Genomic DNA, 15,386 nt, shown 5'->3' with positions numbered 1-15,386 from the left:
AAATGAAAAAAGCACTTATTATTAGTTTATTAGGTTTAACAATGTTATCAGGTTGTGGTCAAAAAGAACAAAAAGCTACTGAAAAAAATCAAAGTGAAGGCTATCCTGTAACCGTTCAGAATTTTTCTAAAGCAGAAGGTGCAGAAAGCTGGCAAAAGAAAGAACAAACTTTTGATAAAGCACCAGAAAAAGTCTTAGCGAATACGCAACCTGCAGCAGAATTATTACTGCACTTAGGATTAAAAGATAAAATCGTCGGCGTAGGCGCGGTCTTTGGTGAACCGGATAAAGCAGTTGAAAAAGAATTTAATGAATTGAATCATTTATCGACAGACTATATCGGCAAAGAGATGGCGTTAAGTGTTGATCCAGATTTGGTATACGGACGTGGTGGATTGTTTGATAATCAGGATTGGGGCGTTGGCACAGTGGATACGCTTAATGATATGGGAATCAAAACCTTCGTATTGAACTCTTCTGTAACTGGTGGCACGTTTGATTCTATTTATGATGATATTGATAACTTAGGCAAAGTTTTTAACGTAACAGATAAAGCAGATGCATTCAAATCAGAGTTAAAAGAGCGTCAAGCAAAAGTAGATAAAAAACTAGCTAAAATCAAAGAGGATCAAACATTCGCTTATCTTCATACTGCAGATCCAGCAGAATTATATATTTATCCTGCCCACAATGAAACTTTTTTCAATGATATTTTCAAAATGGTGAAACTAGACAATATTTTCAAAGATGAAAAAGGCGAAGTTAGCGTAGAAAAATTGATCGAAACGGATCCTGACGTTTTGATCGTAGCGGATTGGGGTACGATGAAAGATGGCATTTCCGGTGACAAAATGATCGATGCTGTGTTGAAAAATCAAAAACTTTCAAGTATGAAAGCCATTAAAAATAAACAAGTTTATGCGGTCGATTATAATTATATGTTTGGTTATGGGTACCAGTCGTTAGATGGAATCGAAAAATTAGCAGATCAAATGTATCCAGAAAAATAGAAAAGAAGGTCGACACAAAGCAAAAAGAGCGATGTGTTTGACCTTCTTTTCTATTTTTTAGTATTCAACATTGGTAAAACAACAGTAATTACTTGTTATATAAAACGCCGCTTGTTCTCAAGTTTACATCTAATCCATTCGTAACTTTCGCTCGTCCTGGAGAATAAGCTTGATAACTTCTATATTTAGAACTAGAGTAGTGGAAAAATTCGATGACTACGCGTGTTCCAACTTTTTGATCATCGATCGTGTCAATCAAGAAACGATCACAAGCTGTAAATACAGATTTGCTCGGATCACGTTTTCCTTTAAAAACATGTGCCTCATTGTTCAATTTAAAGGTAAGAGTAAATGATTCTTTGTCTACATTCAATAGTAAATCATTCATTTTACCCTCATAGACTTCACCATCGATATTCATATCGAGGTTTGATAAAAATGCTGTAGTTGATGTATATGCACCAGAGCGAGGTGATTCTGCGCTCTCTGCATTTGCAGAACTAGAAAAGAATGTGCCAAAAAATACGAACATGGTACTTACAATAAATAATTTTTTGAAAAGTTTCATAAATAGCCTCCTAATTTTTAGTTTACCAATGTTGAAAGTTTATTATAAAAAATAACTATAGTTTACTCACAATGTCAGTATTCGATCACTATGTACCTAATTATTTTTATAACCGATAAAGTTGTGTTATTTCTTCAATAAAAATAGACTTTTGAATCTTGTGAAATATGAAAATTTCATCTGTCTTAGAGTTATTGGGAATAGTATATATTAAACGAAGTGTAAAAAAAATATGATTTTTGTAGAGGAGGATCGAATGGAATTTATACGCTCATTTTATATATTTTTTGTAATCAAATTTAAGATTAAAGCCCAACGATATTTTAATGTAATCGAACAATGACAATTAGTCGGAAACAATCGAACCCTTATGAATAAAGGTTTTATTTACCTTTTTTTCTGAAATAGAAATGAGAGTAAAATAAGTAAAAAATGAAAACTAGTCTAGAAAAAATTAGAATTTATGCTATACTGATTTTAGTTTGGTACGTTCATTTTTTTATGAGAGTAACACTGAAAATTACTGAAAAGTATCAAGCATTGGCTCCATTTTTTTACTTAATAATAATGAAGTTGACTTGAAATATTTACATAACGTTTACGTCATTATTATGATAAATTTACACCACTAAAATACAATAGGTATAACTAAGCATAGGAATATTTTCTTGCTTGAGTAATACCAAACATGTGAAGGGATGGAAAGAGTGAAAAAGAGAACGAAATTGTTAGGGTTGCTGTCTGTTATTGGTTTGAGTGTAGGATTACTTACAGGATGTGGGTCAAGTGGCGATAAAAAAGCCGCTGACGATACGAAACCACTAGAATTACAATTTGTCCCAACCAACAACGATGGCTCAATGGAAGCAAAAGCGAAACCTTTCGCAAAATATTTAACTGAAAAATTAGGACGGGATGTCAATGTTACGTTAGCAACAGATTACTCAACAATCGTTGAAGCAATGGCGTCAGGTAAAGTAGATATCGGAATTATGCCGCCGTCAGCATATGTTCAAGCACGCAACCAAAAAGCGGCAACAGCGATTTTATCCTCTGAATTAGGAGCGTTTAATCGTGAAACAGGGAAGCCTGAAAAAGACAAGCTATCAAGCACATTTAAAGGTGAAGTTTTAGTTCGTGCAGATAGCGGAATCAATTCGTTAAAAGACTTAAAAGGCAAAAAAATTGCTAGTTTAAGTCCAAATTCAGCTAGTGGTTATATTTATCCCGTGGTTGAAATGAAAGAAGTAGGAATTGATCCAACTAAAGATGTTACGCTAACAACTGTTAATGATATCCCTAGTGAAATCACAGCTGTTTTAAATGGTCAGCAAGATGCCTGTTTTGTTTTTGAAGGAGCACGTAATGTGTTTGCCTCAAAATTTGAAAAAGACGATTTGTTTAAAGACTTAAAAGTCCTGTATTTAACAAAAGGTGATATTCCAAACGATGCAATCGCTGTTCAGCCAAAAATGGACAAAGACTTACAAGCGAAAGTCAAAGACGTTTTCTTAGCAATGCCTAAAGATACAGAAGGCGCAGAAGCGATGGCAATGTGGGGACACAAAGGCTATGTAGAAGCGGACGATAAAAATTACGATACAGTTGAAGAATATACAGAAAAAGCAGCAGAATAAAGCTTTGCTACATGAATGAGTGACTTAAAAGCTGAACGTAATTTGTTCAGCTTTTCTATTTTTTATTAAAAGGAGAAATCATGATTCAGTTTGAAAATGTAACAAAAACCTATAATAATGGAGTTAAAGGGCTTAAAAATATTAATTTAACAATCAACGACGGTGAATTTGTATCCGTGATCGGATTAAGTGGTGCGGGTAAGAGTACCTTATTACGCTCGATCAATCGCTTAAATGAAATCAGTGAAGGCAATATTATCATCGATGGTGCTTCAATTACCAAAGCAAACAAAAGAGACTTACGTCGAATCCGTAGAAATATCGGGATGATTTTTCAGCACTTCAATTTAGTGAAAAAAAGTTCTGTTCAAAAAAATGTTATTTCAGGTCGATTAGGCTATTATTCAACCATTAAAAGTATTTTTGGGATTTTTTCAAAAGACGATTACGCTTTAGTCAATGATGCATTAGGGCGTGTTGGATTAGCAGATAAGCTACATTTAAGAAGTGATGAGTTGAGTGGTGGACAACAACAACGTGTGTCAATTGCAAGAACGCTGGTTCAGCAAGCATCGATTATTCTAGCGGATGAACCAGTTGCGTCTTTAGATCCGATCACAACACAAAAAATCATGAAAGACTTAAAGAAAATCAATCAGGAATTGAACCATACTGTGGTGATCAATCTTCACTCAGTGGATTTAGCTCGTGAATTTTCTAGTCGAATCATTGGCTTACGTGATGGTGAAGTAGTTTTTGATGGGACTGCAGCAGAAGCGACCGATGAAGTGTTGACAAGTATTTATGGTGCGGATATTTTGAAGCAAACAGAAGGTGTTGCGTAATGAAGTTAAAAGATACGATTCACCGTGATTTATATAAACATCTATTTATTTTAGTATTGGTTCTTTTATGTGTATTTTCAAGTGCTAGAGTCACTGGAGCGCAAATGGCGGACGTCTTCAATAACTTAGATCAGATGGGTATTTTTTTACAACGTTTTCTTAGTCCTGATTGGCATTATATTCCTAAAATTATTGAACCGATGTTGAAAACGATCAAAATGTCAGTTGTGGGAACAACAATGGGGGTCGTTTTTGCAGTACCATTTGCATTTTTAGCTACAACAGTGGTCACTAGAAACTTTTTTGTGACAACGATCATTCGTTTTCTAATGAGTATTATTCGTACGATTCCTAACTTGTTATTGGCAGCTTTGTTTGTAGCCATGTTTGGTATCGGTGAATTTACAGGTGTACTGACGATTGCAGTTTTTACTTTCGGTATGGTTTCACAGTTAGTTTACGAAGCCATCGAAACAATCGATCATGGGCCAATCGAAGCGGCTGAATCGGTCGGTGCAACAAAGACTCAGATTGCTTTTTGGTCGATTGCGCCGCAAATATCTCACCAAGTTGCCAGCTATTCTTTGTATGCTTTTGAAGTCAATATTCGTGCTTCAACGATCTTAGGTTATGTTGGTGCTGGCGGAATCGGTGTGATTTTGAACTCTTCATTGAGCTTGATGCGCTATGACCGAGTGTCGATTATTATTTTATCTATTTTAGTTGTGGTGATCACGATCGACTGGATTAGTGAAATTATCAGAAAGAGGTTGGTATAATGAGCATGAATCGGAAGTTAAAGAGCTATTTGCCAATCATTATTGTTTTAGCGATCATTCTTTATTCTGCAGCAGGGATTGATTATTCAGAAGCTGGAAACATGTCATTTGATATGGTCAAATCCGTTCTTTCTGGGTTATTCCATCCTGACTGGGGTTATGTCTATGATGGCAGCGGAGAGGATTTACTGAGTTTACTATTGTTAACGATTGGAATCGCCTTTTTAGGGACGGTTATTGCGACTGTTTTAGCGTTACCGTTAACTTTTATCAGCGCTCATAATCTATGGAAATCAAATACGATCGTCTCTAAAATCGGCAAGTTTATCTGTAATGTTTTAAGAGCGTTTCCTGAACTTGTTTATGCTATCATCTTTGTAAAGATGGTTGGTCCTGGACCTTTTGCTGGTGTTTTGGCAATCGGTGTTCATCAAATCGGAATGCTAGGTAAATTATATACGGAAGAAATTGAGTCGATGGATGAAGCGCCTGTAGAATCAATGACGGCTGTTGGCGCAAACTTCTGGCAAACGATGTTTTATGCACGCTTACCGCAATTGATTCCAACATTTTTATCACTAGCTTTGAATCACTTTGAAATAGCGGTTCGTAGTGCTGCAACGCTTGGTTTAGTTGGAGCAGGAGGAATCGGTGCACCGATGATTTTTGCAATTCAATCAAGAGCCTGGGATAAAGTTGGCATTATTTTGTTTGGGATCATTATTACAGTATTTTTGATTGATGCTGGAACTGGTTATTTACGTAAAAAACTACAGTAATTCGTGAGGATAAAAAAATGGATAAAGTAACAATATTAAGTACAACAGATGTCCATGGTTTTTTGACAGCCGCAGCAAACGAAGAGAACGGTCTTTGTTCTCTTCATGCGATTGCTGAAAATTATCATGAACCGATTTTGATCGACAATGGCGATTTTTTAGTGGGTAGTCCTGAGACTACTTTTTTTAATACAACTATGACAATTTCGCCTTTGGTCGAATTAGCTAATAAAATTGGATTTGATGTAATGGTTCCAGGAAATCATGATTTTGATTATGGAATCGATTTTTTGAAACGCCAAGCGGAGGCTTTTAATGGAAAGTATCTCTGCGCTAATGTGTTAGATTTATCAGATGAACTGATTTTTGATCCCTATACAATCATTGAACGTGGTGAATTGAAAATTGGTGTAATTGGTGTGATCACTGGCGCGATGCCGCAAATCACTGACTATGAGCAAATCAAAGACCTGAAATTCACCGATGTAATCGATACGTTAAACCATTGGGTACCACAAGTACGTGAACAAGTTGATGTATTGATCGTAAGTTATCATGGTGGGATCGAGCGAGATATGAGCACAGGTCAACCAACGCAATATGATACAGGAGAAGACCAAACCTATCGAATCATTCATGAAATAGCGGGGATTGACGGTGTAATTTGTGGGCATCAACATCGAATTAATGCAGGTGTATTAAATAGTACAGCTTTTGTGCAGCCTGGATATCGCGGGAATTTTATTGGGGAATTGACTTTTTCTATTGATGGGAATCATATGTCTGATAAAAAAGCACAATTGATTGATACAAAAAAATACAAAGTAGTTAATGAGCAATTATACGACCAAGTAAGTTTCGAAAAATGGTTGGAAACGCCACTTGATTTAAGCCATTTTGATCAATATTTGGCTAGAAAAGTTCCAGGTACTTATTATGCAGTTGAACTTAATGCGCCAACAATTGCAGCATTTTTAACTAATTTTAAGCCGCCATACACTCTGTCAACTTACCATGTATCAAAAAGTGAACTGGTAGAATTATTATTAAGTCGAACAGTTCAAGGGATACGTTTAAAAAATGGTCAACCTTTACCAGATCAATCAGACTATCGCATAACATCTAATAAAGCGATTTTTCCAAGTTATCGCTTAGAAACGAATTATATTTATAATGTTTTCGACGAATATATTGCTAGTGTAAGCATAAAAGAGTAAGTTAAACTTGAGGTGAAACTAAATGAAGCAACAAATGAAAATCTACTATACATCAGATGTACATGGCTATTTATTTCCAACCAATTACGCTGATACCCAGGAAAAAGATATGGGACTGTTAAAATGCATCCCAAACTTTAAAAAAGACGAGAATACATTGATCATCGATGGTGGAGATATGCTACAAGGCTCAGCTTTAGCAACCTACTGTCAAGCCCATCCAGAAGAAGGATTCCCTCAAGCCAAGGTATTGAATTATGCTGGCTATGATTTTGTAACATTAGGTAACCATGACGTCAATTATGGAACAAGTTATCTGTATAAGTATTTAGAGGCACTTGATGCAACGTGTGTTTGTGAGAATCTACTAAATGCAGATCAAACCAAAAAATTTCCATGGACCATCAAGACGTTAGCAAATGGTTTAAAAGTCGGGATTGTCGGTGTAGTGACAGATTACATCAATGTTTGGGAAAAAGCAGAAAATATTAAAGATGTTATCATTTCAGATCCATTTACAGCTGCCAAACAAGCATTAGAAGAAGTCAAATCACACGTTGATCTTACGATTTGTATTTATCATGGTGGATTTGAACGAGATGTACAATCTGGTACTATTCTATCCAAAACGAGTGAAAATATAGGGTATAAAATATGTGATGAACTTGATTTTGACATACTGTTGACAGGGCATCAGCATTTATTGATCGAGGGACAGTTATTACATGGCACTTATATTGTGCAGCCTTCGTCTAATGCCCAGAATTACTTTGAAATCAATATTGAAAAAGTACAGAATAATATAGAAATAACTTCAACGATCGGCAAACCGACTACTCCACCAGAACCGAAATTAACGGGTGAGCTACAACCTGTAGAAACAAAAGTTCAAGAGTGGTTGGATCAAGCAATCGGTAAATTGAACAGAGATGCATTAGCTAAGGATAAACTAGAGATGGCACTACATGGAACTCCAGTTGTAGAATTGATCGGAGCAGTTCAACTGCAAGCTAGCAAAGCTCAGATCACAGTCGTGTCTTTGGCCAATACGTCACCTGGATTCCACAAAAATGTAACGATGCGAGATGTGATCGCAACTTACCCATATACGAATCAGTTGATGACGCTAAAAATCACTGGTGCTCAATTGAAGCAAGTTGTGGATAAAAATGCGGATTATTTTAGTTTAGATGAACAAAATGAAGTAATCATTTCGCCAAGTTATTTATATCCTAAAATTGAACATTATCATTTTGACTTTTTTGTTGGGATTGATTATACGATTGATCTTTGCCAGAAGGTTGGAGCGCGCGTAACTGAGTTGCGGTATAAAAATCAATCGATTAAAGATACGGACGAATTTACTATTTCTTTAAACGACTATCGAGCAAGTGGTGGAGGTGGTTTTCCAACCTACCTAGAATGTCCAGTAATCAATGAAGGGGCAGAAGAGATTGTCGGATTGATCGTTGACTATATTCAGTCACAAAACGAGATTGTATTGCCTAAAAGCTTGAATTACAGAGTGAAACAAGCTTGTAAGTAAGCAACGGTATAGCTAATAAACAGAGGGTGCAAAACTAAAAAAAGTTTTGCACCCTCTGTTTATAAAAAATGTGTGTAATCAATTTGTTAGGCAAAATTATGTAGAGAAAAATAAGTTGCTTATTGCAATGATAACACTTGTCCAACGTAGACTGTTGAATCAGTTAAATTATTTTTTAGCATTAAATCTTGAAGCGATATTTTATTTTTTTCAGCAATCACAGAAAGTGTATCTCCAGATTGAACTGTGTAACTTGTAGCTGCAACTTGTGATGGTTCGGTTGAGCGTTCAGTTTGTTGTTCTACAGCCTCAGATGATGGGGGCGTTTGTGCTGGCTGATCTGAACTTTCAATAGTCGAACTTGATTCTTCCATTTTGCTTACTTGAGTGGAACTTTCTCTTACAGGAACATTATGTTCTGTATTGTCAGTTGCAAGAACTGGGACGTTTACTCCGAGATCAAGTTTGCTTACTTGTTTTTCTATACTGTTTAATCGTGCTTCTTGCTTAGAACTAGCCTGAACATTCAAATAGAGCAATCCGCCTAATGCAAGTGTATTGACTAACAATAATAAAATAACGATTACGATGGTGAATTTTGATGTAGATGGGGGACGTTGTTGTTTACGTCGAGAGTATTCTTCATCCAAAATAAATTGACTCCTTTCATGATAGATTTACTAGGAAAATACTTTAGAACAAAGCATTCTTAGTATATCATACAGTCATAGTACTCTCCAAGAGGAAAATGAGGGAAAAGTTTTGGGCAATTTTTATTAGAACAATCGTTCAATTATAAAAAAACAAAAAATAGTAAAAAAGAAGAACTTGATTATATTATTTATGAAATAACAAGTGTGTATGTTTTTATATTAGATTTTGAATGCTTGTTTATTTTGCAAATGTTTTTATTATTCTTTTTTTCTGATATGTTTTTAACAGTATAGAAGATAGACTAAAAGTATAATTTTTATTGAATTCTAGTGATTATTTTATTTTTTACATATATAATGGGTGAAGAATCATCGAGGTAAATGGAGAATTAGTAGCATCTGTAGTGCTTGAAGAAAGGAATGAAGCCTTTTTTTTGAGTATTCTATTATAAGAAGACTCCAATAGTGACGGAGTGAGGTCTGAAATCATTAAAAATAGAGGGGGAGATTTATGAAGTTATTTATCAGTGATATAGATAATAGAAAAATCGAAGTGTTAGCGTATCTAATTAAAGAATTAAAAGAAGTAAAAATAGCTGATCTAGTCGCTGTAACAGGTTTATCTGATAAAACGGTTAGGGGAATCGTGTTATCTTTAAAAGATAATACCTATCTTGATGAAACAAAAATGACGATTAATTATAATGAAAAAGGGAAAATCAACTCAATTATTGTTTCTAATATCTCTTTAGCAGATGCAGCATTTTTTTACTTAGAAAAGTCAGTTATTTATATTATGGTAAAAGACTTATTCTTACGTGGTTATCTTGATAAGAGCAGAATTTGCAAAAATCATTTCATCAGTGAATCAACTTTTACACGATATAAAAATCAATTGAAGAAAATTCTGAAAAAGTTTGAATTTGAATTATCTAAAGAAAATACACTAGTTGGTGAAGAGTACCGCATTCGTAATTTCTATTTCTTATTTTTTTCTTTTGCACATTCAAATTGGTTTTTTTCAGAGGAAAGCTATCGAGAGATTGAACGTTCATTATCAGAACTTTTTTTTGACAAGGTATCGTTTGATTCTTCCAAAAAAAGTATGATCTGTTTACTACTTTTTATTTGTAAAATCAGAAACAATCAAGGCTTTTATTTGGATCAAAAAACGACAATTCATTTCAAAAAAAATGGTGCTCATGAGCGTTTTTATAAAGGAATAGCTAGATTTATAAATACATATTGTCCTTATTTTAAAAATAAGGAGGAAGAAATTCAGTTCTTTTTTTTCTTTTGCCTTCGTGGACAACTGATCATACCAAGTCCTTATTTAGAGGAAGAGATGAGTATTGAAATTGACCATCTCGAAAGTTTTAATGAGACTAGGGAATATCTTACCCAAAACATAATCACAGAATTTTTTGAAGAGGATCCTGAAAGACGACGATTAGTTGAACAAGATGTAACAATATTTTTATTGTATGTTTATTATAGTTTTATTGATTCTAGACTTTTTTTATATGTTTATGATGAAGATAACTATTATTCCAGAACCAAATATGAAAAAGAATTATTAGAGAAAATCAAAGGATTTGCAGATCCAACACTGCAACAGTTTCCGAAGAATCCGCTTTTTGAACGATTATTTCATGGAGAAAAAGTTGATATGTTGATCAATCAACTTTTCCTACTGATTTATAGCTTGATATCTCGAGTTGAGTTAGAAAATATTGTCACAGTTCGTGTTTATGTTCAGATTTCTAAAGTATATGTGGCAGATATTTTAAAAACTAAAATTAAGCAAGTATTTGCAGAAAATGTGGAAATCGTCAATTGTTATGATGAATCAATAGATTTAGTTATTTCTGATAAGAACTATTCTGATCAAGTCGAACATCCTTCAAGGGTCTATATCCCAACATTTTCTGATTCTCAATATTTTGATATAATGTGTGAAACAATACTGAAAGAAATAACAAAGAAAATTAGTCGAAATAGATCCTGGTGATAAAAAAGAATCATGTAACATGAATGTTTAGTAAAAATAAATCATTATTTCCTACAAGTAAAGGAAATAATGATTTATTTTTCGTTTAAAAAAAGTGTATAACTAAAAAGTGACGTAAAAGATATAATAATGATAAAAATAAGATGTAAATTCAGTTGGGTTTGTGTGCGTGTACAAGTTTTAGTGTGGAAAATTGTATGATTTTATGGAATTTATATCTAATTTATAATAAAGGGAGGGCTGGAATGATAAATAAAAAGGGGAGCAAAACTATATTTATGATGGTAATAGGTATCATGGGTATTTTATTGATTAGCTTACTGATAGCAAAAAACGTCACTCAAATCAAAGCAGAAAATGACCTAGTATCTTTTGCTGTCGAAAGTTCAAATTATAAAACTTGGGAAGCTGAGAATTTATCAACAGCTAAAAATGAGGTCAAAGGTTTTTTAGATAAGCAAAAAGGAACCGATAAAAACAGACCTTATAAAGGGAATAAAGAATGGACAGAAGGCTCGTTGGCAGCCCTAGATAAAGCCTATCAGTCAAGTTTGACTGCAGAATCAGGTGTTAGTTCAGATTTATCTCGAATGCTACTGATAGAAACAGTACGGAAATTGGAAAAAGCTACTACGCTTGGTCGGTTAGACCCATCCATTAAGGCGCTAAATAATTTTCCAAATGCTTTAGGCCAATATGATTTGGAGTATGAATTACCAACAATTTTAGCCTTACCACAAAATAAAAAAATGAAGTATGATGTGATGTTTGTCTTGGATTGGTCAGGTTCGATGAATAGTCCTACACTTGCGGGACTAAATCCTGCGATACCTCGCTTTCATGGTAAAGAAATGATTATTAATTTGTCGAAGCTGGTGTTAAATGATTACAATGGAAGTCGGATTCGAATATTTGGACTAAATTCACCTACGCGAAATAGTACAATCATCAATGATGATGTTGATCAAAAAGAATTTTTGGGAAATGTTGCTGGTTGGGAACAAAAAATAGATAAATCCTTCGAAAAAGATAAGACCTATGATGAGGATAATCAAGTTGGTAACTTGGAATATGTCGTGCCGATCATGGAAAAAGAAAGAAATGCTGATGCTATACCTGTTATTATCTATTTATCCGATTTTCAACTATCAGCTCGACCAACAAACACTCTAACTAAAAATGTAGTCACTGATTACAAAGATATTCTGACCAGGTTCAATAACATACCTGTGCAAGGAGATCAAGGTCCGATTTATATAGCAGTTAGATACGACCACTCGGGGAATTATAATCCTAGAACAGGGGCACCACGTTGGGCTGGAGGAACTATTGAAAGTCCAGGTCAAACTGGGACATACAATAGCTTGCAAGATGATGTAACAAAAGGCAGAAAGTTCTGGAACTGGATGGCTGTAACGGCGACAAATAAAACAAGTACAGATCCACACGCAGTTCAGGCACCAAATGCAACAGCTCAATTTATGAAGCTTTTTACTGACTCACTGCCAATCAATCCGTCAAGAGCATATCAAGCAGATTTAAATTTTCAAAAATTTAGTTATGTAGCATCTTCGTTAACATCAAAAAATAATCCAGTTCTAACGTCACCTACGAAAAAGTCATTAACGATTGCAAACAAAAATGATGGAGATACAGACATTGTAGATTCAGGCTCATTTAAAGCTGTTTTTGATGATCCGATTTCTTCTTCTATGGGAACAACAAGCACATTAGGAACGAAGACGAACGGAGTAACCTTCTCAGCAGCGGAATATCAAGCACATAACAGCCCATTTAAAATACTACCCAACTTGTTCCACCCTTATACAGAAGCGGCTGTAGAAGTCTATAAATATAAAGGGACAGGAGCTGCTACTAGTGCGGATAATTATGAATTGAAACAAACAATTGTTGGTTCTAATTATCAATTATATAGTGGGAAAGACTATTCATTAAAAGATCCAGATTTATCATCATTAAAGTATGGAGAAACTTTGACGAAAGCTAAAGCCTTAAAAATTGTTAGTGATCGACTAGGTGTAGCCGAGTACAATAAATTAGACTTTAATGGAGCAGGCGCTAGTTCTTTGACTGCTACAACCCATAAGGTAACCTTTGATGCTGCAAAAAATGTTTATAAATTATATGCAGAATCAAATGAATCAAGTGTGACAGTTGAATATTATGATGATTCAACTGGTTTAAAGGTTAAAGAGAATAAAACGATTCCGGGAATCATTGGAGATTCTTATACAATCGATCCGCTTGATGAAAAAGTTACGGACTTTGATTATGTACGTTCAGAAGGAGCCTCATTAACAGGCAACTTTAAAAAAGAGGTTCAGAAAATCAAATTATTCTACCGTAAAAGTGAAGTCGAATTAAATATTTATTTTAAAGACGAAGACGGTAATGAGATCAAACCTGTCGTTACACTTTTGAAAAAACCAAAAGAATTTGTTGATTTAACTGCTGAAACAGAGATTTCAAAAGTTGTAAAAGTAATTACTGATGATCTGTATGAGCTAATAACACCGCCATCTGATGAGAAGAAAGTTGAAATTCTTGTAGGAGAAAATGAAAGAACATACATTTTCAAAGGCCAAGTAGCCTTAGGCGCCACAAAAGAAATGCTCTTTAAAACTGGGGTGATCCAGTCTCGTGATCAAGAATTAAACTATGGTTCTACAGCTCCATTTAAATTAAACATAGCAGATAAGCGTGGAACTACGGCGCCTGTTGATGGCTTTAAACGAGGGCAATTTACAATTAATGGTTCACTTTCGAAACCTTTCACCCATGAAATAAGTGGTGACGTATTAAAAGATGCTGAAATTATTTACAACAATGGAGAGAATGATTTAGCTATATCAAGTGAGGATAATGTCACCATTTACAAGAATAGGACAGCCCGTCCACAAACAAATTATGAATTAGAATTGGCCAATCAAACAGATAAAAAAGAAGGCTTGAAACTACTTGTTCCTAAAGGGAGCGGCGCAATTAAAGGAAGTTACAAAGCTGAAATCACTTGGGAATTAGTTCAAGAACCATGAGACAGGGGGATCAAGAAATGAAAAAGAAAAAAATTTATTTACTGTTCCTTCTGTTGCTTAGTATGTTTCTTGTAAGTAATGTGACAGCGGTTGATGCTCAAACAAATGGGAAAACAGAAGGGAAAATTGGTTTTATTGATGGCGGTAAGGAAGCACCTAAAGGGCCGGAAATGGAAAAACCGATAAATCCCGAGACACCCAAAAAGGAAAGTAGCGGACTGCTACCAAAAACTGGGGAAGAATTTTTGATGTATTTAACAATTATTGGAATGATTTCATTGGCAGTAACAGCGATTATTGTCGTAATAAAGAGAAGACACAATCAAGGTTGCTCGTAGACAACACGTCTAGTTTAACAATAATAAAGAGAAAAGAAAGAGGAGTACAAAATGAAGAAAAGAATGTTAGCAAGTCTATTATTAAGCGTTATGGTTTTATCAGTTGGGGCACAATTTGCTTCTGCTGAAAACTTAGAAAGTAGTAAAACAACTGGGGAAGTTGGTTTTACAGCCGGGGAAAAACCAGGAACAACGAAACCAGAAAAAGGTCCTAAAGATGGCGAAGATCTTGAAGACGATAAGGATGAGGACGGTAAGCCTATCCCGTTACCAAATAACGGTGGAATCTATGTTACCCATTTACCAAACTTCTCTTTTGGAACAGAGAACAAAACAAGTGTCAAAACTGTAGACTACGAAGCTTATACAGAAGAGCGTAAATTGAAAGGCACAGAAGATGTTTTCTACATGCCACATTCAGTTCAAGTAAGTGATGTTTCAGGTAATGAACAAGCGACTTGGAAATTATCAGTTGTTCAAGATAATCCCTTTGAAGCTGGAAGTTCAGTATTAAACAATACACGTATTCGTATTTATGGTAATACATTTACTAACTCATTAAAAAACACTCAAGAGCTAGGAGATAATATTAAAGGTGTTGAAGTTGGAGTTGGTGAAGAAAATGGAACTGCTAGACACGCTGTTATTCCATTAACTGGCGAAAAAGAAGGAGAACTAACTGTATTGAGTAATACAAAAGCAGGTTTCACCAATGCTTCAACAACATCAGCAGTCTTCAGTGATGGTTATTTAGCAGAGAATTATAATCCAGAAAAAACACCAAAAACAGCCGCTTATGAAGGCGTAAAACTAAACGTTCCAGCGAGTGATCAAGCAAAAGCTAAAACATATACGACACAATTAACTTGGACACTAACTGTAGAACCAGGAACACCAGAAACACCAGAAACAGCTGAATAGTAGCAAATAGTTACAAACAAAAGGGG

General features: G+C 34.7%; 13 protein-coding genes. 11 read left to right on the top strand and 2 right to left on the bottom strand.

Annotated features, from left to right (window positions below; translation table 11 throughout):
- The first annotated feature begins 2 nt into the window (after positions 1-2).
- Positions 3-1,010, top strand: a complete 1,008-nt coding sequence (locus tag I583_RS11495) for an ABC transporter substrate-binding protein (protein ID WP_010760305.1) — start codon at positions 3-5, stop codon at positions 1,008-1,010.
- Between the two features lie 88 nt (positions 1,011-1,098).
- Here the strand turns inward: I583_RS11495 and I583_RS11490 are convergent, their stop codons facing one another.
- Positions 1,099-1,578 (bottom strand): hypothetical protein, encoded by a 480-nt coding sequence (locus I583_RS11490; protein WP_010760306.1) that lies wholly within the window; start codon positions 1,576-1,578, stop codon positions 1,099-1,101.
- A 707-nt stretch (positions 1,579-2,285) separates the two neighbouring features.
- Between I583_RS11490 and I583_RS11485 the strand changes: the two genes are divergently transcribed.
- The 6 genes from I583_RS11485 to I583_RS11460 all read left to right on the top strand — a co-directional run bounded on the left by I583_RS11485 (position 2,286) and on the right by I583_RS11460 (position 8,381).
- On the top strand, positions 2,286-3,215 hold the full coding sequence (locus I583_RS11485; RefSeq protein WP_010760307.1) for a phosphate/phosphite/phosphonate ABC transporter substrate-binding protein: 930 nt from the start codon (positions 2,286-2,288) through the stop codon (positions 3,213-3,215).
- Between the two features lie 80 nt (positions 3,216-3,295).
- Positions 3,296-4,060, top strand: a complete 765-nt coding sequence (gene phnC / locus I583_RS11480) for a phosphonate ABC transporter ATP-binding protein (protein ID WP_010760308.1) — start codon at positions 3,296-3,298, stop codon at positions 4,058-4,060.
- Positions 4,060-4,839 carry a phosphonate ABC transporter, permease protein PhnE gene (gene phnE, locus I583_RS11475; RefSeq protein WP_010760309.1) on the top strand — a complete coding sequence of 260 codons (780 nt, stop codon included), beginning with the start codon at positions 4,060-4,062 and terminating at the stop codon, positions 4,837-4,839. Before phnC ends, phnE (I583_RS11475) begins: the two co-directional genes overlap by 1 nt.
- The gene (gene phnE, locus I583_RS11470; RefSeq protein ID WP_010760310.1) at positions 4,839-5,618 is read left to right on the top strand and encodes a phosphonate ABC transporter, permease protein PhnE; all 780 of its coding nucleotides are present in this window, start codon (positions 4,839-4,841) and stop codon (positions 5,616-5,618) included. The genes phnE (I583_RS11475) and phnE (I583_RS11470) overlap by 1 nt, the downstream gene beginning before the upstream one ends.
- A gap of 17 nt (positions 5,619-5,635) precedes the next feature.
- Positions 5,636-6,835 carry a bifunctional metallophosphatase/5'-nucleotidase gene (locus I583_RS11465; protein WP_010760311.1) on the top strand — a complete coding sequence of 400 codons (1,200 nt, stop codon included), beginning with the start codon at positions 5,636-5,638 and terminating at the stop codon, positions 6,833-6,835.
- Between the two features lie 22 nt (positions 6,836-6,857).
- On the top strand, positions 6,858-8,381 hold the full coding sequence (locus I583_RS11460) for a bifunctional metallophosphatase/5'-nucleotidase (RefSeq protein ID WP_010760312.1): 1,524 nt from the start codon (positions 6,858-6,860) through the stop codon (positions 8,379-8,381).
- 119 nt (positions 8,382-8,500) lie between these two features.
- Here I583_RS11460 and I583_RS11455 read toward each other — a convergent pair whose 3' ends face one another.
- Entirely contained in the window at positions 8,501-9,031 is a 531-nt protein-coding gene (locus I583_RS11455; protein ID WP_010760313.1) for a LysM peptidoglycan-binding domain-containing protein, read from the bottom strand.
- A 514-nt stretch (positions 9,032-9,545) separates the two neighbouring features.
- On the opposite strand from I583_RS11455, the gene I583_RS11450 reads away from it, so the two are divergent.
- The 4 genes from I583_RS11450 to I583_RS11435 all read left to right on the top strand — a co-directional run bounded on the left by I583_RS11450 (position 9,546) and on the right by I583_RS11435 (position 15,360).
- Entirely contained in the window at positions 9,546-11,045 is a 1,500-nt protein-coding gene (locus tag I583_RS11450; RefSeq protein ID WP_010760314.1) for a helix-turn-helix domain-containing protein, read from the top strand.
- Between the two features lie 245 nt (positions 11,046-11,290).
- Entirely contained in the window at positions 11,291-14,101 is a 2,811-nt protein-coding gene (locus I583_RS11445; protein WP_010760315.1) for a MucBP domain-containing protein, read from the top strand.
- Positions 14,102-14,118: 17 nt separating this feature from the next.
- Positions 14,119-14,439: an LPXTG cell wall anchor domain-containing protein gene (locus tag I583_RS11440; RefSeq protein ID WP_244264881.1), complete on the top strand. Its 321-nt coding sequence runs from the start codon at positions 14,119-14,121 to the stop codon at positions 14,437-14,439.
- Positions 14,440-14,490: 51 nt separating this feature from the next.
- On the top strand, positions 14,491-15,360 hold the full coding sequence (locus tag I583_RS11435; RefSeq protein ID WP_010760317.1) for a WxL domain-containing protein: 870 nt from the start codon (positions 14,491-14,493) through the stop codon (positions 15,358-15,360).
- The last annotated feature ends 26 nt before the right edge of the window (positions 15,361-15,386 follow it).

Origin of the sequence: Enterococcus haemoperoxidus ATCC BAA-382, from assembly GCF_000407165.1 — a bacterium.
In the GTDB taxonomy this organism is placed as follows: domain Bacteria; phylum Bacillota; class Bacilli; order Lactobacillales; family Enterococcaceae; genus Enterococcus_L; species Enterococcus_L haemoperoxidus.
This window is presented reverse-complemented; position numbering and strand designations above follow the sequence as displayed.